We start from the raw sequence: 18,287 nt of genomic DNA on the forward strand, positions 1-18,287 counted from the left end.
GCCGGCGCGGAACCGCCGCGCCGGAGCGAGGGAAGGAGCGACCGTGGCAACGACCGTCCGAAACCTGTTCTGGGGAGTGCGAACTCGCCTGCTGCATGTGGTCACCGCCGAAAACGGCATGAGCACCGCGGAATACGCGATCGGGACGATCGCGGCGGCGGCCTTCGGGGCGGTGCTGTACACCGTGGTGACCGGGGACAGCATCGTGAACGCCCTGACGAAGATCATCGACAAGGCGTTGAAGACTCCCGTCAAGTGACGTATGCCACACCACCTCTCCATGCCGAGGCGGGGATGGCGACCGCCGAGGCGGCCATTGCGCTGGCCGCGCTGGTCGCGGTAGTGGTCCTCGGGATCGGGGCGCTGCTGGCGGTATCGGCGCAGGTGCGCTGTGTCGATGCCGCCCGCGAGGCGGCCCGGCTGGCCGCTCGCGGCGATACCGCCGAGGCCGTCACCGCGGGCAGCAGGGTCGCGCCGCCCGGCGCGCGGGTCGAGCTCCGCACCGAGGGCGACCTGGTCGTGGCCGATGTGAGCGCCCCGGCCATCCTGCTGCCGCTCACCCTGCACGCGGCGGCCGTGGCCGTCCGAGAGCCCGGGGAGCCCCGATGACGAGGTTCGTCCGGGATCGGCGGGACGGCGAGGCGGGTGCGGTCACGGTGACCGCCTGCCTGGCCCTCATCGGCCTGCTCGCCACCATGGTCCTGATCGCGCAGATCGGGGTCGCTGTGGCGGCGCGACATCGGGTGCAGGCCGCCGCGGATCTGGGTGCGCTGGCCGCCGCGGGCGCCCTGGACGGCGGGAGCGCGGCGGGTTGTCGCCGGGCCGCGGATATCGCGAGCCGAATGGGCGTGCGGCTGGTGGCGTGCGAGGTGGCGGGATGGGATGTGACGGTGATCGTCGAGGGCCGGATATCGCTGGGCCCATTGGGTCCGCGGGAGGTGCGCGCGGCGGCCCGGGCGGGCCCGTCGGAAGGGGACCCGCAAGCCATTACCTCGTACCGAGCGGTTGGTTAGAAATACGATGGCGCGCGCCACATCGCCCCATGATCAATGTCGATATTCGATGAATAAGATCGGCGAATAGATTGGGTATCGATCGCTTTCCTATTCGTTCCCCGAGACTCATTCGAATGAATGCACAGGTAAATCCGGGAGCGACATTATCGAACGGAGCAACCCTCCAGTTAACAGGATCACATCCCTTTTTAATCACTCTCGGCCCTCGGCGTGTCGCAGACACCCCCGACCGCGTGGAGGCCGCCCGATATCTACCAGTTGACGACGCCGACCGGTTGGTCGGATGGCGCTCCGATCTCGCTCCGGCGACGGCGGCGTCACGGTTCGGTGTGGCCGCCGTCACCTTCGCCGAGCTCGGCCAGCACCGCCCGCAGCAGGCGTGCGGCACCGGCCTTGTCCAACGGGTTGTTGCCGTTCCCGCACTTGGGGGACTGCACGCACGACGGGCAGCCGGCGGCGCACCCGCAGGAGTCGATGGCCCCCAAAGTGGCCGTCAACCAGTGCCGGAGCCGCGAGAACGCGCGCTCGGCGAAGCCCGCCCCACCCGGATGCCCGTCGTAGACGAACACCGTGGGCAGCCCCGTATCCGCGTGTTCAGCCGTCGACACGCCGCCGATATCCCACCGGTCGCAGGTCGCGACCAGTGGCAGCATGCCGATGGCGGCGTGCTCGGCCGCGTGCAGTGCGCCCGCGGCGTGCCGCGCGTCGATCCCGGCCCGAGCCAGCAGGTCCGGTGTGACCGTGTAGAACACGGCCCGGGTGGGCAGCGTCTGGGCGGGCAGGTCCAGGTCGATCATGTCGAGCACCTCGCCGCTGGGCAGTCTGCGCAGGTAGCCGATGACCTGCCGGGTCACCCGCACCCAGGCCAAAGCCGTGGTGACCGAGCCGAATCGGCGTTCCTCGGTCACCGCCTCGATCTCCAGCGAGGTCACCGCCCGGGCGCTGGTGCTCCACCCCGGCGTGTCGGCGTGCACCAGGGCCACGCCTTCCTCCAGGTCCAGCTCGTCGACCACATAGCTCTCGCCCTGATGCAGGTGCACCGCGCCGGGATGCAGCGTGGCCGGTGCGCGCCCGGCATCGGTCGTGCCGAGCATGCGCCCCGACTCGCCGTCCACCACGGCGATCGCCGAGCCGATGCCGCCGCGCACGTCGACCGCGTCGTGCGGATGCGCGTCGGCGGTCACGAACCAGCGCGCGGTCCCGTCCCGGGCCACGCCCGCGCGCCGCCGGATCAGCCCCTGTTCGGCCAGGTCGGACAGCAGATCCCAGGCTTGGAAGTCGTGCACCTCGGCATCGCTGAGCGGCTGTTCCAGGGCCGCGCACAGCAGGTGTGGCCCGAGCACGTACGGGTTGTGCGGGTCGGTGATGCTGGCCTCCAGCGGCCGCCCGAGCAGCGCTTCCGGATGGTGCACGAGGTAGGTGTCCAGCGGGTCGTCACGCGCGATGAGCAGCACGAGCGAGCCTTGCGTGCGGCGGCCGGCGCGCCCGGCCTGCTGCCAGAACGAGGCCACCGTCCCCGGATATCCCGCCACCACAACGGCATCCAACCCCGCGATGTCCACGCCCAGCTCCAGCGCGTTCGTGGTGGCCGCACCCAGCAGCGAGCCCTCCGAAAGCGCCGCCTCCAGCGCCCGCCGATCCTCGGCCAGATACCCGGCCCGATATGCCGCGACACGCCCCGGGAGCTCGGCGTCCACGTCCGCCAGCAGCCGTCGCGTATCCATCGCCACCAGTTCGGCCCCGCGCCGCGACCGCACGAAGGTCAACGTGCGCGCGCCCTCGGTGACCAGATCCGCCATCACCGTGGCGGCCTCCGCTCCGGCCGAACGTCGCACGGCCGCACCGTTTTCCCCGGTCACACCCGCTCCGAGCAGCGGCGGCTCCCACAGCGCCACCGTGCGCGCCCCTTGCGGCGATCCGTCCTCGGTGACCGCGACACACGGTGCGCCGATCAGTTTCTCGGCCGTCGCGGCCGGATCCGCCGCGGTCGCCGAGCACAGCACGAACACCGGATCCGCCCCGTACCGCGCGGCGAGTCGCCGTAGTCGGCGCAGCACCAGCGCCACATGCGAGCCGAAAACGCCTCGGTATATATGGCATTCGTCGACTACGATGTACTTCAGCTGCCGGAACAGCCGTGCCCAGCGCTGATGTCCGCGCAGCATCCCCACGTGCAGCATGTCCGGATTCGTGAACACCCACCGCGAGTGCGCCCGCACCCACTGCCGGATCTCGGCGGGCGTATCGCCGTCGTAGGGCGCGGGATGCACGTTTCGCAACGGATCCTCGCTGGTCAGCTCGTTGATCATGCGTAGCTGATCGGCCCCGAGCGCCTTGGTCGGCGCGAGGTACAGTGCCGTCGCGCGCGGATCTTCCTGCAGCGCGGTCAGCACGGGTAGCTGATACGCCAGCGATTTCCCGGACGCCGTTCCGGTCGACACCACCACGTGCCGCCCCGCCGCGGCCAGGTCCGCGGCCCGGATCTGGTGGCTCCACGGTTCCGCGACGCCGGCGGCCTGAACTGCGGCGATGACATCCGGAGATGTCCATTCGGGCCATTTCGTGACCTGGGCCGCACGCGGCGGTAGCTCGGTTACATGGGTGAGGCGGGAGTCACCGGAATGCTGGCCGTTCAGGACACGATTCAGCAACGATCTCCCATAGCTGATGTCGCTGTTGTCTCCGCTGGATCGCGGCTGATCTTCACCATTCATCGAAGCGTCACCGCGACACGCCGAACGGGTGCGAAACGTGTGTGCGCCCGCTGCCCTACCTGCCATTTCACTGCAGAGTAGCGGCTTGCCTCGCGGCCGGTTTGCCAGATGCTCGCTCTGTTATCCGGAAGCAAACCAACTTCAAGTACGGATTTGGGCATTATGCCCCTCACCTGCGCATTCGCAAGATCAACTTTTTTGCAAATTGTGGGTAACTCGGCTGTTGAATTGCCGGAAGACATGGTTCACTGGTTCCTGGTCGCAAGCTTCTGTGTTCGAGGGAACGGATCGAAAGTCCAAACCATCAGCAGGATCGATGTTGCGAACGGTGTACTAGGTGCTTTCCTGCAGGGGGAACAGAGTACAGCGGTCTCAACGGACCCGGTGGACGAACCTCGTTGTCTACCGTTCCGGTATGGAAAGAGAAGGAACAGAATGGCACAGGGAACTGTGAAGTGGTTCAACGCGGAGAAGGGGTTCGGCTTCATCGCGCCCGAGGACGGCTCCGCTGACGTCTTCGTCCACTACTCCGAGATCCAGGGGACGGGCTTCCGCACCCTCGAGGAGAACCAGAAGGTCGAGTTCGAGGTTGGCCAGGGCACCAAGGGCCCGCAGGCCACCGGTGTTCGGGCGCTCTGAGCGAGCCCTCCCGAAGGTATCCGTCCCCCATCGCCCCCTGGCGGTGGGGGACGACCCATATCTCGACCCATTACACTCGATCACGATCAGGGGCTACATCGTCGCCGTGCACCAGTCACGGCCTTTGAACACGGTATAAACGTTGCTGGCAGCGATATCGGACATCGCAGCCGCTTGCCCCAGCCGCGTATGGCGCGTACACCAGCCGACGTGGATCGAGACGAAAGGTGTGTTCGCCGGTGGCAACACGAGACCGCGGTGCAGCGCCGAACTCCCAGGCAGCGCCCGACCAGGGCCGTTCCCTGCGTCGTCTCGTGATTGTCGAGTCGCCGACGAAGGCCAAGAAGATCGCCCCCTACCTGGGCCGCGGCTATGTCGTGGAGGCCTCGGTCGGTCACATCCGAGACCTGCCGCGCGGTGCGGCGGACGTGCCCGCCAAATACAAGGGACAGCAGTGGGCCCGGCTCGGCGTCGACGTCGATCACGACTTCGAGCCCATCTATGTGGTCAGCCCCGAGAAGAAGGGGAAGGTCAGCGAGCTGAAGAGCCTGCTGGCCGACGCCGACGAGCTCTACCTCGCCACCGACCCCGACCGCGAGGGCGAGGCCATCGCTTGGCATCTGCTCGAGACGCTCAAGCCCAAGGTGCCGGTGCGGCGCATGGTGTTCCACGAGATCACCGAGCCGGCCATTCAGGCCGCCGCCGCCGATACCCGTGAACTGGACCAGGATCTGGTCGACGCGCAGGAGACGCGGCGCATCCTGGATCGGCTCTACGGCTACGAAGTGTCGCCGGTGCTGTGGAAGAAGGTCATGCCGCGCCTGTCGGCGGGCCGCGTGCAGTCGGTGGCGACGCGCGTCATCGTGCAGCGGGAGCGGGAGCGCATGGCGTTCCGGTCCGCGGAGTACTGGGATATCGCGGCCAAGCTGGACGCGGGCGGGGACGAGAGCGGCGGGAATCCGCGGGTCTTCGGCGCGCGACTGGTCAGCGTGCAGGGTTCGCGAGTGGCGACCGGTCGCGATTTCGGCTCCGACGGGCAGCTGAAGTCGCACGGTGTCGTCGTGCTCGACGCCGGATACGCGCAGCGGCTGGCCGAGGGACTGCACGGGGCGGACCTCACGGTCACCTCGGTGGAATCCAAGCCGTACACGCGAAAGCCGTACGCGCCGTTCATGACGTCGACGCTGCAGCAGGAGGCCGCGCGCAAGCTGCGCTTCACCTCCGAGCGCACCATGCGGGTGGCGCAGCGGTTGTACGAGAACGGCTACATCACTTATATGCGTACCGACTCGACGACCCTGTCGGACACGGCGATTCAGGCGGCGCGGGCGCAGGCCACGCAGTTGTACGGCGCGGAATACGTGAGCCCGACGCCGCGGCAGTACACCCGCAAGGTCAAGAACGCGCAGGAGGCGCACGAGGCGATTCGCCCCTCGGGTGACACCTTCGCGACGCCGGGGCAGCTGCACAACAAGCTCGACGGTGACGAATTCCGGCTGTACGAGCTGATCTGGCAGCGCACGGTGGCCTCGCAGATGCAGGACGCGCGCGGCACCACGCTGACGGTGCGCATCACCGGTACCGCGAATTCCGGTGAGGAGTGCGTGTTTTCGGCGTCGGGCCGGACCATCACCTTCCCGGGCTTCCTCAAGGCGTACGTGGAGAGTGTCGACGAGGAGGCGGGCGGCCAGTCCGATGACGCCGAATCGCGGCTGCCGGCGCTGACCGAGGGCCAGGGCGTCACGGCCATCGAGCTGGCGCCGGATGGGCACACCACCAATCCGCCCGCGCGATTCACCGAAGCCTCGCTGATCAAGACGCTGGAAGACCTTGGCATCGGCCGTCCTTCGACGTACTCCTCGATCATCAAGACGATTCTCGATCGCGGCTATGTGTACAAGCGCGGTAGCGCGCTGGTGCCGTCGTGGGTGGCGTTCGCGGTGATCGGGCTGCTGGAGGAGCACTTCGGGCGGCTGGTGGACTTCGACTTCACCGCGGCCATGGAGGATGACCTCGACGCCATCGCCGGTGGGCGCGAGCAGCGCGGAAACTGGTTGTCCTCCTTCTATTTCGGCGGCGATCACGGGGCCGAGGGTTCGGTGGCCCGCTCGGGTGGTCTGAAGCGGATGGTCGGCGACAATCTCGACGGCATCGACGCGCGAGAAGTCAACTCCATCAAGCTGTTCGAGGACGAGAACCATCGCGACGTGGTGGTGCGGGTCGGCAAGTTCGGGCCGTACCTCGAGCGCATGATCGTCAATCCCGATGACCCGGAAGGTGATTCGATCTCGCAGCGGGCGAACCTGCCCGACGACCTGCCGCCGGACGAGCTGACCCTGGAGGTCGCGGAGAAGCTGTTCTCCACGCCGCAGGAGGGTCGCTCGCTGGGTGTCGATCCGGAGTCCGGGCACGAAATCGTCGCCAAGGAAGGACGTTTCGGCCCGTACGTCACCGAGGTGCTGCCGGAACCGGCGGAGGATATCGACACCGGTGCGAAGAAGACCACGAAAAAGGCGGCCGACAAGCCCAAGCCGCGCACCGGCTCGCTGTTCAAGTCCATGAGCGTGGAGTCGGTGACGCTCGAGGAGGCCTTGAAGCTGCTGTCGCTGCCGCGCGTGGTGGGTGCGGATCCGACCTCCGGGGACGAGATCACCGCGCAGAACGGGCGGTACGGGCCCTACCTCAAGAAGGGCACGGACTCGCGCTCGCTCACCAGCGAGGATCAGATCTTCACGGTGACCCTGGAGGAAGCGCTCAAGATCTACGCCGAGCCCAAGCGGCGCGGCGGGCAGTCGGCCAGCGCGCCGCCGCTGCGCGAGCTGGGCGTGGACCCGGTGTCGGAGAAGCCGATGGTGATCAAGGACGGCCGGTTCGGTCCGTATGTCACCGACGGTGAGACCAATGCCAGCCTGCGCAAGGGCGATGAGGTCGAGTCCATCACCGATGCTCGGGCCTCGGAGCTGCTGGCGGATCGGCGGGCGCGCGGGCCGGTGAAGAAGGCCGCGAAGAAGACCGCCAAGAAGGCGGCGGCGAAGAAGACCCCGGCCAAGAAGACCGCGGTGGCCAAGACCGTGGTGAAGAAGGCGGCCGCGAAGAAGGCGGCGGCCAAGACGGCCGACGGTGTGACCACCAAGAAGGCCGCGGCCGCGAAGAAGGCTCCGGCGAAGAAGAGCACGGCTGCCGCGCAGTCCTGAGCGAAGCTCGTCGAAATGCTCCCGTCCCGGCGGGAGCATTTCGCATTTCAGCCGCTGTTTCCTGTCGGTGCCCTGCCGTAGCGTGAGCCTGGTAACACGCACCAGCGGAAGGACATTCGATGACCGTCGACCATGAGCGTGAAGAACTGATCAAGATCCTGGACAGCCAGCGGGAGCTGTTCCGGATCACCGTCCGCGGCATCGACGACGAGCAGGCGCGGCAGCGCACCACGGTCAGTGAACTCACCCTCGGCGGTCTGCTCAGCCATCTGGTGAATGTGGAGAAGCACTGGACCACGATCCTGGTCGAGCGTGATCCGAACTCCGAATTCGATGTCTCCCGAATGGATTCCGAGTACCGGCTGGATCCGGATCAGACGGTCGCCGGGCTGCTCGCGGAGTGGGAGGTGGTCGCGGAGCACACCGCGAAGCTGGTCCGGGAGCTACCCAACCTCGAGGATTCGGTGCCGACGCCGACCGCGCCGTGGGCGCCGGAGCGGGTGTATCTGACCGCCCGCTACATCGTGCTGCATATTCTGCGGGAGATCGCGCATCACTCCGGGCACGCGGACATCATCCGGGAAGCCTTGGACGGGGCCAACACCACGTATCAGCGCGCTAACTGAGTTCCAGCGCGCCCGCTGACCGTCGGCCGGGCTGTCGGGGGTGGCGGCTAAGGTTGTGCGCGTGGCAGGTGTCTTCGATCGGCTGGTCGGCCAGGGTGCGGTGGAATCCGATCTCACCGCCGCCGCGGTCGCGGCGCGGGGTGGGGCCGGGTCCTCGTCGGCGATGACGCATTCGTGGTTGTTCACCGGGCCGCCCGGGTCGGGGCGGTCGGTGGCGGCGCTGTGTTTCGCGGCGGCCCTGCAGTGCACCGATGAGGGGACGCCCGGGTGCGGGCGCTGCCACGCGTGCACCACCACCATGGCCGGGACGCACGGCGATGTGCGGCGCGTGGTGCCCGAGGGCCTGAGCATCGGCACCAAGGAGATGCGCGAGATCGTGCAGGTGGCCTCGCGGCGACCGAGCACCGGGCGCTGGCAGGTCGTGGTGGTCGAGGATGCCGACCGGTTGACCGAGGCGGCGGGCAATGTGCTGCTCAAGGTGGTCGAGGAGCCGCCGGAGCGCACGGTGTTCCTGCTCTGCGCGCCCTCGGTGGATCCCGAGGATATTTCGGTGACGCTCCGATCCCGGTGTCGCCATGTGCATTTGGCGACGCCGTCGGTGGCCTCGATCGCCCAGGTGCTGCGGGAGCGGGACGGGCTGGACGAGAAGGTCGCGAACTGGGCGGCGTCGGTCAGCGGCGGGCATGTGGGCCGGGCCCGGCGGCTGGCCACCGACAATGAGGCGCGGGCGCGCCGCAAGCGCGCACTGGCCCTGGTCACCGCGACCGCGCGCCCCGCGGCCGCCTACACCGCCGCGGACGAGCTGGTGAAGTCGGCCGATGACGAGGCCAAGCAGGTCAGCGCCGAGCGGGACGAGAAGGAACGCGACGAGCTGGCCACCGCCCTCGGCGCGGGCGGCACCGGCAAGGGCACCGCCGGGGCCACCCGCGGTTCCGCCGGAGCCCTGAAAGACCTGGAGAAACGCCAGAAGTCGCGCGCAACCCGCACCGGCCGCGACGCCCTGGACCGGGCCTTGATCGATGTCGCGGGCATGTACCGCGACGCCCTCGCGGTCCGTTTCGGCGCCGCCAAGGCCGACTCCTCCTCGGGCGTCGTCCTCACCCACCCGGACATGGCCGACCAGATCCGCGAACTCGCGACCGACGTCCGCCCCGAGGGCCTGCTCCTCTCCATCCAGGCCGTCCTCGACTGCCGCACCGCCCTCGAAACCAATGTGAAGCCCCGCTTCGCCCTGGCAGCCATGGCCGCCGCCCTCATCGCCGCCCGCTCGGCCTGATCCCGGCATACCACCCGTGACCCCGACCACCCGTTTTCGTGATCCGGCGGCGAGACGATAGACTCTCAGCGCCGGAAGGCACGCCGCCTTAGCTCAGTCGGTAGAGCGCTTCACTCGTAATGAAAAGGTCGGGGGTTCGATTCCCCCAGGCGGCTCCAGGTCAGAGACCAATTCCCTTATCCCCCTTCGGGGGGACTTATGCCCAGCGTGCCGAGGTTGTGCCAACTCTTGGGCGAGCATCCCGGATCAGGGCACCCGGTCGAACATCATCGGACTAGCTCCCGAACGCAGCGGTACCGGCCGCCGCCAGTTCCTCACCCTGGACCACCGAGTAGACGCCCAGGGTCATGGTCGGATCGTGGCCGTGCCAAGCCGCCACGATGTGCGCCGGAATTCCCAGCGCGAGCATGGAACTCACGGACGAATTCCGCAGGTGCTTTAGCTGGATACGCCGCAGGCCCGCCGCCCGCGAGATTCGTTGGAACTCATCGGTGTAGCGCTCCGGCCGCAGCGGGTTGCCCACTTCGTCCACCACAATCAGGCGGTTGTCCGACCACTCGACACCCAGCGCCAGGCACTCGGCCCGCTGGAGGCGCTTCAGGGTGCGCAGCGCGGCGGCCAGTTCGGGCGGCGGCGGGAGATCGCGACGGGAGCGGCGGGACTTGGGCGCGTTCATCTCAGTGGATGTGCCGACCGCGACCCGTCCCCGGCGGACCTTCAGCGCCGCATCGGAGAACCGGGTCCACTTCATGCCCAGCACCTCAGAGCGGCGCATCCCGTACGTGGACATCAGCCAAGCCGCGTAGAGGCGGTGCGACGCCGCAGCCTCGCGGAACCGCGCGACCTCCGCGACCGTCCACGCCTTCGGGTCGTCCAGTTCCTCGTCCTCGTCCAGGTCGGTAATTTGGTCTTCCGGGCGCTCCGCCAGCGCCACTACGTTGCGGGGGAGACGCCCCTGGTCCACGTAGGACTGGACCATCATGGACAGCGCCGTCAGGGTGGACCGCACGGTCACGGGCTTCACGCCGCGCGGCGCTGCGCCGTCCGTCTCCGCCACCGCGTAGACGCCGCGCGAGACCCGCTGGATACGGCCCGCCTTTAGCAGCGCTGACAGGCGGGTGTGGACATCCTGGCCCGAGAACTCCGCCTGGATCGCCCGCGCGGTCACGCCGTCCGTGTGCAGCGCCACGAAGGCGCAGACCCGGGAGGACAGCGACTCGGGGTCCACGTTGGACCGCTGGTCCACGCGCCCGGCGGTCAGCATCCAATCCACCAGCTTGTCCACGTCGGCCTTGGTGAGCTGCGCCAACTTCTTGCCGCCGAAGTACCGGCGCGCTGCCTTCAGGTGATTGCGGGCGTTGGCGGCTGTCACGCCGCGCCGGAAGCGCCGTCCGGTCAGCCACTCGTCACACGCTTCGTCCACGGTCAGGGTCAGCAGGTGGACGTACGTCCCGGCTGCTACCTCCGATGTGATCCGGCGATACTCCCGGCGGGCAACGGTCTGGGTGTCGTAGGTGAAGCGCTGGCGGTCACGGGAGCCGTCCGGCCGGGTGCCCACGTCCACCTGGAATGTCCAGGTGACCGTCCCGTTCTTGGCCGTGCGCTTGTCGATAGGTTCGGCGCGCCTGCCCTTGCGTGTAGGTTCTGACATTGAATTACCCTGCCTCACTTGCGTTTACGGGAAATCTCTCCGGGCTGGAGAATGGCTGACTCACGAGCTTTGGCGAGCCATTTGTCGATGGTGAACGGAGAGACATGGAAGTGGTCGGCGAGCGTCTCTCGCACTCGTTCACCGCGCCGGAATGCCGTTCGAGCGCGGTCGGCCACCTCGCGGAGCAGGTCATCGTCAATGTGGCGTTTGCGAGGAGTCTTTGCGTCTTCCGGTTCTTCCCATTCGCGCGGCCGAAGATTCGGCGGTAGTTGGACCGCCTTGTCCATCTGCGCGACGTATGCGGCCAAGCGACGCAAAGGGATTGCGCGCAGGTCGTCACTCGTAAGCGCGCGATCTTCCAGGCTTCCAATCGTCAGCTCGACAACCTCCGGCCCGTTGTCGCCGGTGGCGAATCGCACCCTGTAGGACAGATCGTGCCCTTCGAGGTGGATCGTGCCGACGTTGTCGCCGAGATATCCGCCGCCCGCAAAGTCGCCACGCTTGCGGTCGTGTCGAGGGGGAGGCTGGGGGTGGTTGTTGGTTTTACGTCGCGTCATAAATGGCAACGTATCATCCTGGACGATTGTATGCCAGAGCGACTAGACAGAGATGCATGAGTGATACCCAAGAAATCCTTGCCCGGCTCCGGACGGAGCCGACCATTTCGATACCGGAGTACGGGCGACTGATCGGCGTATCACGCGCCAGCGCATACGTTTACGCACGCGAAGGGCAGATACCGACAATCCGAGTGGGTCGCTGCGTGCGCGTCCCTAGTGCTGCGGTGCTGCGCCAACTGCGCCTAGACCAAGAGTCGGATGTGCAGGGGCAGCGCAAGTGAGTGGCGAATTCACGCACCCCGGTGCGGGGGCGGCCAGGGCGGCGAATGGTCGTCGGGGCCAGATTCAGGATATCGCTGCCGGTCAGCAGATCGCCGCGCAATGGCATCGCAGGGCCGAGGCGGCACGCAGGCTCCCGGGCGGCGATCCGTGGACCGAGGGCCTGCGCGATGACGACGGCGTAAGTGCGTCCCGGTTGGCCGCGTGGTCGGCCGCCACGGTCGATTTGTACTCGGTCGGATGTACGCCAATCCTCCCCGCGTCTGTGGCGCGGGTGCTTTGGAAGCAGGGCGGTTCGGATCGGGCCTTGGTCGAGCGGGTGCATCGGGCGGGCGGGGTCGCGGCGTGACGAGCATCCTCACTCAATCCGAGGCGTCTGCGTTGCTTGCGCAATACCGTGACGCCAATGGCCCACCACAGCCGGACGGCGACGACAACCCGCTACCGTCGGACGAAACTCAACCGTCGTATCGGCGAATTCCGTTGCGCGACAGACTTCTAACTCCCTCAGCACTGGGCCGCCTACCCGCTGCTGAGCCTTTGGTGGATGGACTGTTGCACCGCAGCACTCTCGCCCAGTTGGCGGGCGCGCCTGGATCGTACAAATCCTTTGTGGCCGTTGATATGTCGTGCGCGCTGGCGACGGGCCAGAACTGGGAGGGCCACCTTGTCCCGGTGCGCGAGAAGGTCGTGTATGTCGCGGCCGAGGGGGCAGCGGGCCTACGTGTGCGCATCCTGGCGTGGTGCGAGCTGACCGGGGTCGACCCCGCCGCGCTCGAGGGCTGGCTGTACGTGCTGCCCTGCCCGGTGCAACTGGGCCAACTGGTCGACGTGAGCGAGGCGGCCGAGTTGGCGGCCGACATCGGCGCGGGTCTGCTGGTGCTCGACACACGAGCCCGATGCACGCTCGGGCTCGAGGAGAACTCGGCCACTGAGCAGGGGCGCGCGATCGACGCGGCCGAGCGTATCCGGGAGGCGGCGGGGTGTGCGGTGCTGGTGGTGCATCACACCGGACGCACTGGGAGCACCCCGCGCGGGTCTACGGCGTGGGACGGGGCGGTGTGGACGGATCTGCGGTTGAAGTCCGATGGCCCACTCTGCGCCACGATCCATGTCGAGAAACACAAGGACGCACCCAGCGGTATGGATTTCGAGTACCGGCTTGTACCGCACACAGTCTCGGAATCGCTCATGCCCGGCGTCGCCGAGGATGCCAGAAAATCCCTGGTCGTTGTCCCACGAGCCGATGGGACAACCGATGCCGACGAGCCCGCGTCACTGCGGAACGTGTGGGACATCGCTGGGACAACATGCGGTGATGAGGGACTGACCAGGGCGCAACTGCGAGACCTCGCCGTAGAGCAGGGCGTGAGCAAGTCCAGCGCCTACCGCGCGGTAAACACGCTGATAGAGCGGCAGATTCTACGGAACATCGGTACCGAGAATCGCGCCCGCTACGTCTGCACCCGACTGCCGGGCGGCGGGGGTGCGCAATGACGTTGTCCCACTGTCCCAATGCCGTCCCACCGAATTCCCGTCCCGCGCCGGTTGTCCCGTCCCACTCCCCCTCTCTTAGGGAGTGGGACAACGGGACACGAGACAACCGGGCGAGAGGAAGAACATGAACCCTGGATTCTCCACCTTCGACGACATGCGCCGGGCGCGCCGCGCCAGGCAGGGCACCTACACCTCATGGTTTCGCAGTGCGGCGATTTGGCCGCTGCTGCGCACGTACGTGGCCGAACTCGGCCGTCCGGTCACTATCTGGTCGGGCGCGTGCGCTAGCGGCGAGGAAGCGTTCTCAGCCGCAATTATGTTGTACGACAACGATATTGACGGCGAGGTAATCGCACACGACGTATCGTCCGACCTCATCAGTGAGGCACTGCGGGCGCGGTACCGGAAATCGGTCGTCCGTGACGAGGTGAATGCTCGAGTGGCTGTCTCCCACTTTGACCAGGACGACGACGCGCGGTACTGGGTTGTCGTCGGCGACCACATCCGCGAGCGTGTGACCTTCGCTGTCGCCGAACTGGGCGTAGACGATCCGCCGCCGTGCGATATCGCTCTGTGCCGCAACGTATGGCGTCTGCTGACTGCCGAGCGGCAGCAGCGTGCCGCCGGGGCCGTGCGGAGCGCGCTCGCTGGTAACGGCCGGATCGTGTTCGGCGGTACCGATTTCTACGCGGCCGACCTGTCCGACCACACGCCGCCGGTGCTCCGCGAATTGTTCGAACCTGCTGAACATCCGCTCATCTGGGCACCGAAGGGATAAGGGCATGAGCCAACCCGACTACAACGGTCAGCGCACCCCCGGAGATGCGCACAGTCCGGGCGTTCGAATGCGGGCGCGCATGGATCAGTGGCGGGCGTTTGTCGCCCAAGGCATCGACGAGGCCGAGTTGTGGGCGAACGGTCTTGACCGGCTTGAGCAATGGATGAACGGAGACCTCCCGTGAGCGGATATATGACACCCGCCGACGAGCGGCGCGCCGCGGTAGTACTGGTTCACCTGCTCCGCGATGACTACCGCGCCGCCGCCATGGTGGAACACGACGGCCCGCCCGTGGGCCTGCTGGCGCTGTTCAAGGCTGTAACCGCTGTGTTCCCTGAATCATGGCTTGACCCCGAGGCAGTGACGGCCCGCGCCGAGGAACACGTGCGGCTGTTGCTCGAATGTGAGCACGGGCTACTCGACGACGGCGACGATCAGTGCAGCGCCTCGACGGGGTAGCGCTCAGTGACGACGACGCCGCCGAACTCGTTGCCGCGCTGGACGCCCTGGCCCGGTTGGCGGCCGACCGGGGCGCGCGGCTCTCACCCCGGCTTGTCGCGCTGCGTCATGGTCTCGCCCAGGGGGCCAGCAGCTCTCGCGAGCATCCTCACGCGGACGCGAGGACCGGAGTCGATTTCGTGCTCGACGCCTTGACTGTGGACACGGGCGCGGTCGATACCGCCACCGCCGCAAGGGCACTGGGCCTCACCCCGGACGGGGTGCGCTACCTGTGCCGCTCGAAACGGCTCCCAGGCTTCCGCAGCGGGGGCCGCTGGTGGATTAACGCGGCCGAACTGGACGCCCTCGTCCAGGCCCGCCGCACCGCCGCCGGCCGAACCTGAGCCCGCACCGCCGGCCGAACCTGAACGGAGACAACGACCATGCCGAACCCACTCCTGCCGAAGATCGACACTCAGGGCACGCTGAACGTGTCGGCGCTGCTGGCCAGCCCGACCAAGTTGAATGACGTACTCGCCAAGCTCACCGCCGAGCAGCTGGTGATGGACGCATTCTTCAACCCGATTCCGTCCGGAGTGTCCGGCGGCGGCGTGGTGTACGGCGTGCTCAAGCACGGATCGAACTACCTGGCGCGAGACACCGAGCTCCGCGCGCCCGGTGCCGAGTACATCGTCTCGGGCAGTGACATGCCGATGGATCTGGCCGTCCCGCAGGACTGGGGCTCCAAGATTCAGATCCTCGACGAGCACCGCGACCGCTGCGACGCAATCACGCTGGCCAACAAGCTGATTCAGCTGTCCAACACCATCGCCCGAAAGATCGACCAGGTGGCCTTAGCTGCTGTTGATGCGGCCCTGACCAAGCACACGATTGCTCCACTGCCCGGTCACGACTGGTCCGCGCTGGTGACCGTCGGCCCTGACACCAGCCTCACGCCGAACGCCAATCGCCCGACTGCCGATTTCGCGAACGCCAACCTGTCCGCCGTCATGGACGACATCGGAATCAAGGGGCTCGACACCCTCGTGTGCCACCCGCAGGAGCACGCGCGGCTCAAAATCGGTTACGGCACTGAGCTTGCCGCCGTGCTGGCATCGGCCGGTATCGCCAAGGTCCGCCCGTCCGTGCTCGTCACGCCGGGCACGGCCTACCTGGTGGAGTCCGGTCTCGTGGGGCGCGTCGCGTTCGAACGGCCCATGACGACCGAGGTCATCGACGATCGCCACCACCGCGCCCAGTGGATCCAGTCCTACGCCGTGCCCGCATTCGCTGTGTCCAAGCCTGGCGGTGCCCGCAAGATCACCGGACTGGCCGGATAACGACCAGTCCGGACATGCGGCCCGCGTCAGCTCCTCCCTTCGGCTGGCGCGGGCCGTTCTTTCGTTGCGTCAGCCAAAAATCCAGGTACCCCCGCCCCTGACTCGCTGTGGTAGTCAGGACTTTTTTTACGGGGCCGAAAACGCTCGCTGCACAGGATGAATGCGGCCAGCCTCCGCGCGGGGAGAGAGAAATCTCCTGACTGACCGCCGACGAGTCAGGCGGCGGGGGCGTCAATTTTGCGGCCCGCCTACCCTGGTGAACGCCAATGCCCCGGCCGGATAGCTCCCGGCCGGGGCATTGGTCTGTTCGGTGTGTGATCAGGCGGCGCTGCGGCTGCCCGCTGGTCTTCGGCTAGGCCGCGCACCCTTCACCGGGGGCAGTTCCTCGGTGTCGGCAGCGGCGGCCCGCTTCTCCTCCTCGATCCGGGCTCTGATCGCGCCCACCCTGTTCTCTGGAGGTATGTACTCTGGCCAGAGCGCCGCGCCCAGCAGGGCGACGGAGGGGACCAGGAATGCCAGCACCCAAGCCAGCGTCATAGCTGTCTGGTGCTGTGCCAGGTACGCGATCATCACCAATCGCTCCCCTCGATGAAGCCCAGGCGTTCCAGCTCTGCAAGGTCAGTAGCGAGTTCGGCCGCTTGGATTGCCCAAAGGTCCGTCTCCGTGACGTGGGTGACCACCTCCGCATCGATATGCCGTACGTGGTCGAACCCCGGTATCGGCTGCGTCATGCGCTGCCCTCTCCCTTGTGAATTCCAACCCCTTGGAACGCCTGCCGCCGGGAAGGGGTGGACCCGGCGGAGGCGTACGTTCACCTTCCTGTCATCTCGCGGGCGGGAGTGCCAGTGCAGTAACAGGACTCGGGCGAACGTGCGTGAGTCTGTACGCTCAGACGTGAACCACTGTGAATTCCCCAGCTACGGAGGTAGCGCGGTGACTACGACCGGTGACCGAATTGCGAGCCTGCGCAAACTCGCCGGGCTGAAACAAATACAGCTTGCCCAGCGGGCGCAATACAGCCTGTCAATGGTTCGTGCCGTCGAACAGAACCGCGAACCCGCTTCGCCCGGGTTTGTCGCTGCGATCGCGTCGGCGCTCGGTGTAGAGCCCGAGCACCTCACCGGTGCTCCGTACTACGACATCATTGAGGAAGATGGGCCGCTCGACGGCGTGGCCGAGCTGCGCTCGGTGCTCGCTGAAGGGCCCTACGTGCGGGCCGTCGAGCCGCCCTCGCTGGCTGAGTTGACAACCGAGATGGCCGCGATCGACCTCGCGTATCGCAACGACAAGGGCCGAATCGCGCTCGCTCGAATGCCCGTGCTGTTGCGCCAGCTCTACGGAGCGCTTCACGCCGCGACTGACAGCGACCGCGGCAAAGTGTTCTCGCTGCTGTGCGCCGCGCACGTCACCACCGAACGCCTGTGTCGCCGGTTCGGGTTCACTGCGCTCGCCCCGACCGTGCTTGACCGCCTCGAGTGGGCCGCTGTCGGTGCCGATGATCCGCTGTATGCCGCACAGGCGAAGATCAAGCGTGCGCGAATCCTGATGTACCACAACGCAAATGAGGTCGGTCTCTCGTTGGTAGAGCAGGGGATCGACCTCGTTGAGGGAGATGGCGAAGCCGCTAACGCTGTACGCGGATACGGGCACTTATGCGGTGCGATCGTCGCCGCCCGCGCCATTCGACCCGACACCGCTGCCGAGCACATCGAACATGCGCGCCGCCTTGCCCCGTCCATGCCGCACGAGTCCGACCTGTACGGAACCCTGTTCGGCCCCGGCAATGTGGGCATCCATGCTTGCGCGGTTGCGCTGGAATCCGGCGATCCAGATCGGGCCGCGAGGGAAGGATCGGAGTTGATCCTGCCCCCAGAGATTGCCCCGCCCCGTGCGGGTCACCATTGGCAAGACGTTGCGCGTGCCTGGGTGCTGGTCGGTCAACCTGACAAGGCGCTGAAGGCGCTTGGCGCTGCGCGCGCTGTCGCGCCACAACAGACCCGCCTACACCCTTCCGTGCGTGAAACGCTGTACGCCGTAGCGTCGACCGAGCGCCGCCGGACGGACAGCCTGTCGAACTTCGCATCTTGGGTCGGTGTCGCGCTGTAGGCAGCGGCGCGCTGAGAGACCTGGACAAGGTGGCCCAGCGGGTAGGCGTCGTGAGCGTGCCGAGAATGCTGGATATCCCCAGTTCCCGCCTGCTTTTCAGCGTGCCGAGAGTGTGCCAAGACAGGGTGAAACAGTCTGGACTGATCGAAACTCCCCGGACATGGGAGTGGTCC

At 67.2% G+C, this 18,287-nt stretch carries 20 protein-coding genes and 1 tRNA gene; 16 read left to right on the plus strand and 5 right to left on the minus strand.

Annotation, left to right across the window (positions count from 1 at the left end):
- Positions 1-64: 64 nt before the first annotated feature.
- From ON43_RS01840 to ON43_RS01850, 3 genes are read left to right on the plus strand one after another with little or no spacing between them, the layout of a single operon-like run.
- Positions 65-259 carry a DUF4244 domain-containing protein gene (locus ON43_RS01840; RefSeq protein ID WP_373283380.1) on the plus strand — a complete coding sequence of 65 codons (195 nt, stop codon included), beginning with the start codon at positions 65-67 and terminating at the stop codon, positions 257-259.
- Between the two features lie 35 nt (positions 260-294).
- On the plus strand, positions 295-609 hold the full coding sequence (locus ON43_RS01845) for a TadE family type IV pilus minor pilin (RefSeq protein ID WP_051177775.1): 315 nt from the start codon (positions 295-297) through the stop codon (positions 607-609).
- Complete coding sequence (locus ON43_RS01850) at positions 606-1,013, plus strand: Rv3654c family TadE-like protein (protein WP_051177777.1); 408 nt, start codon at positions 606-608, stop codon at positions 1,011-1,013. The genes ON43_RS01845 and ON43_RS01850 overlap by 4 nt, the downstream gene beginning before the upstream one ends.
- 320 nt (positions 1,014-1,333) lie before the next feature.
- Here ON43_RS01850 and sftH read toward each other — a convergent pair whose 3' ends face one another.
- A complete protein-coding gene (gene sftH, locus ON43_RS01855) occupies positions 1,334-3,730 on the minus strand; it encodes a DEAD/DEAH box helicase (RefSeq protein ID WP_040802784.1) in 2,397 nt (798 codons plus the stop codon).
- A gap of 435 nt (positions 3,731-4,165) precedes the next feature.
- On the opposite strand from sftH, the gene ON43_RS01860 reads away from it, so the two are divergent.
- The 5 genes from ON43_RS01860 to ON43_RS01880 all read left to right on the plus strand — a co-directional run bounded on the left by ON43_RS01860 (position 4,166) and on the right by ON43_RS01880 (position 9,623).
- Entirely contained in the window at positions 4,166-4,369 is a 204-nt protein-coding gene (locus tag ON43_RS01860; RefSeq protein ID WP_033089373.1) for a cold-shock protein, read from the plus strand.
- Between the two features lie 314 nt (positions 4,370-4,683).
- Positions 4,684-7,563 (plus strand): type I DNA topoisomerase, encoded by a 2,880-nt coding sequence (topA, locus tag ON43_RS01865; protein WP_086007869.1) that lies wholly within the window; start codon positions 4,684-4,686, stop codon positions 7,561-7,563.
- A gap of 119 nt (positions 7,564-7,682) precedes the next feature.
- Complete coding sequence (locus tag ON43_RS01870) at positions 7,683-8,189, plus strand: DinB family protein (RefSeq protein WP_040802786.1); 507 nt, start codon at positions 7,683-7,685, stop codon at positions 8,187-8,189.
- A 61-nt stretch (positions 8,190-8,250) separates the two neighbouring features.
- Positions 8,251-9,465 (plus strand): DNA polymerase III subunit delta', encoded by a 1,215-nt coding sequence (locus tag ON43_RS01875; RefSeq protein ID WP_040802950.1) that lies wholly within the window; start codon positions 8,251-8,253, stop codon positions 9,463-9,465.
- Between the two features lie 82 nt (positions 9,466-9,547).
- Positions 9,548-9,623: transfer RNA gene (locus tag ON43_RS01880), tRNA-Thr, on the plus strand.
- Positions 9,624-9,739: 116 nt separating this feature from the next.
- On the opposite strand, the gene ON43_RS01885 is transcribed toward ON43_RS01880, so the two are convergent.
- Together ON43_RS01885 and ON43_RS44565 are read right to left on the minus strand one after the other, a co-directional pair.
- On the minus strand, positions 9,740-11,116 hold the full coding sequence (locus ON43_RS01885; protein ID WP_051177781.1) for a tyrosine-type recombinase/integrase: 1,377 nt from the start codon (positions 11,114-11,116) through the stop codon (positions 9,740-9,742).
- 14 nt (positions 11,117-11,130) lie between these two features.
- On the minus strand, positions 11,131-11,673 hold the full coding sequence (locus tag ON43_RS44565) for a hypothetical protein (RefSeq protein ID WP_157513868.1): 543 nt from the start codon (positions 11,671-11,673) through the stop codon (positions 11,131-11,133).
- Positions 11,674-11,953: 280 nt separating this feature from the next.
- Between ON43_RS44565 and ON43_RS44570 the strand changes: the two genes are divergently transcribed.
- The 7 genes from ON43_RS44570 to ON43_RS01915 all read left to right on the plus strand — a co-directional run bounded on the left by ON43_RS44570 (position 11,954) and on the right by ON43_RS01915 (position 16,008).
- Positions 11,954-12,304 (plus strand): hypothetical protein, encoded by a 351-nt coding sequence (locus ON43_RS44570; RefSeq protein ID WP_051177782.1) that lies wholly within the window; start codon positions 11,954-11,956, stop codon positions 12,302-12,304.
- Entirely contained in the window at positions 12,196-13,452 is a 1,257-nt protein-coding gene (locus ON43_RS01895; RefSeq protein WP_083913093.1) for an AAA family ATPase, read from the plus strand. Before ON43_RS44570 ends, ON43_RS01895 begins: the two co-directional genes overlap by 109 nt.
- Positions 13,453-13,576: 124 nt before the next feature.
- Complete coding sequence (locus tag ON43_RS01900; protein ID WP_083913094.1) at positions 13,577-14,230, plus strand: CheR family methyltransferase; 654 nt, start codon at positions 13,577-13,579, stop codon at positions 14,228-14,230.
- Between the two features lie 4 nt (positions 14,231-14,234).
- Positions 14,235-14,414, plus strand: coding sequence for a hypothetical protein (locus tag ON43_RS44575; protein WP_157513870.1), 180 nt, complete (start codon positions 14,235-14,237; stop codon positions 14,412-14,414).
- A complete protein-coding gene (locus ON43_RS01905; RefSeq protein WP_157513871.1) occupies positions 14,411-14,689 on the plus strand; it encodes a hypothetical protein in 279 nt (92 codons plus the stop codon). The genes ON43_RS44575 and ON43_RS01905 overlap by 4 nt, the downstream gene beginning before the upstream one ends.
- Entirely contained in the window at positions 14,668-15,072 is a 405-nt protein-coding gene (locus ON43_RS01910; RefSeq protein WP_040802797.1) for a helix-turn-helix domain-containing protein, read from the plus strand. Before ON43_RS01905 ends, ON43_RS01910 begins: the two co-directional genes overlap by 22 nt.
- A gap of 39 nt (positions 15,073-15,111) precedes the next feature.
- Entirely contained in the window at positions 15,112-16,008 is an 897-nt protein-coding gene (locus ON43_RS01915) for a major capsid protein (RefSeq protein WP_040802800.1), read from the plus strand.
- 318 nt (positions 16,009-16,326) lie between these two features.
- On the opposite strand, the gene ON43_RS01920 is transcribed toward ON43_RS01915, so the two are convergent.
- Complete coding sequence (locus ON43_RS01920; RefSeq protein WP_040802802.1) at positions 16,327-16,578, minus strand: hypothetical protein; 252 nt, start codon at positions 16,576-16,578, stop codon at positions 16,327-16,329.
- Entirely contained in the window at positions 16,578-16,739 is a 162-nt protein-coding gene (locus tag ON43_RS45450; RefSeq protein ID WP_167333404.1) for a hypothetical protein, read from the minus strand. The genes ON43_RS01920 and ON43_RS45450 overlap by 1 nt, the downstream gene beginning before the upstream one ends.
- A 202-nt stretch (positions 16,740-16,941) precedes the next feature.
- Here ON43_RS45450 and ON43_RS01925 point away from each other — a divergent pair, with 202 nt between their 5' ends.
- Positions 16,942-18,114, plus strand: coding sequence for a helix-turn-helix domain-containing protein (locus tag ON43_RS01925; protein ID WP_040802804.1), 1,173 nt, complete (start codon positions 16,942-16,944; stop codon positions 18,112-18,114).
- The last annotated feature ends 173 nt before the right edge of the window (positions 18,115-18,287 follow it).

This window comes from Nocardia concava NBRC 100430 (assembly GCF_000308815.1).
Classification (GTDB): domain Bacteria; phylum Actinomycetota; class Actinomycetes; order Mycobacteriales; family Mycobacteriaceae; genus Nocardia; species Nocardia concava.

What these genes read in the sequence shown, in the direction of transcription:
- ON43_RS01845 (WP_051177775.1), top strand. Translation starts at nt 295, where the DNA reads ATGGCGACCGCCGAGGCGGCCATTGCGCTGGCCGCGCTGGTCGCGGTA.
- ON43_RS01850 (WP_051177777.1), top strand. Translation starts at nt 606, where the DNA reads ATGACGAGGTTCGTCCGGGATCGGCGGGACGGCGAGGCGGGTGCGGTC.
- sftH (WP_040802784.1), bottom strand. Translation starts at nt 3,730, where the DNA reads ATGAATGGTGAAGATCAGCCGCGATCCAGCGGAGACAACAGCGACATC.
- ON43_RS01860 (WP_033089373.1), top strand. Translation starts at nt 4,166, where the DNA reads ATGGCACAGGGAACTGTGAAGTGGTTCAACGCGGAGAAGGGGTTCGGC.
- ON43_RS01870 (WP_040802786.1), top strand. Translation starts at nt 7,683, where the DNA reads ATGACCGTCGACCATGAGCGTGAAGAACTGATCAAGATCCTGGACAGC.
- ON43_RS01885 (WP_051177781.1), bottom strand. Translation starts at nt 11,116, where the DNA reads ATGTCAGAACCTACACGCAAGGGCAGGCGCGCCGAACCTATCGACAAG.
- ON43_RS44565 (WP_157513868.1), bottom strand. Translation starts at nt 11,673, where the DNA reads ATGACGCGACGTAAAACCAACAACCACCCCCAGCCTCCCCCTCGACAC.
- ON43_RS01895 (WP_083913093.1), top strand. Translation starts at nt 12,196, where the DNA reads ATGTACGCCAATCCTCCCCGCGTCTGTGGCGCGGGTGCTTTGGAAGCA.
- ON43_RS01900 (WP_083913094.1), top strand. Translation starts at nt 13,577, where the DNA reads ATGAACCCTGGATTCTCCACCTTCGACGACATGCGCCGGGCGCGCCGC.
- ON43_RS44575 (WP_157513870.1), top strand. Translation starts at nt 14,235, where the DNA reads ATGAGCCAACCCGACTACAACGGTCAGCGCACCCCCGGAGATGCGCAC.
- ON43_RS01915 (WP_040802800.1), top strand. Translation starts at nt 15,112, where the DNA reads ATGCCGAACCCACTCCTGCCGAAGATCGACACTCAGGGCACGCTGAAC.
- ON43_RS01920 (WP_040802802.1), bottom strand. Translation starts at nt 16,578, where the DNA reads ATGATCGCGTACCTGGCACAGCACCAGACAGCTATGACGCTGGCTTGG.
- ON43_RS45450 (WP_167333404.1), bottom strand. Translation starts at nt 16,739, where the DNA reads ATGACGCAGCCGATACCGGGGTTCGACCACGTACGGCATATCGATGCG.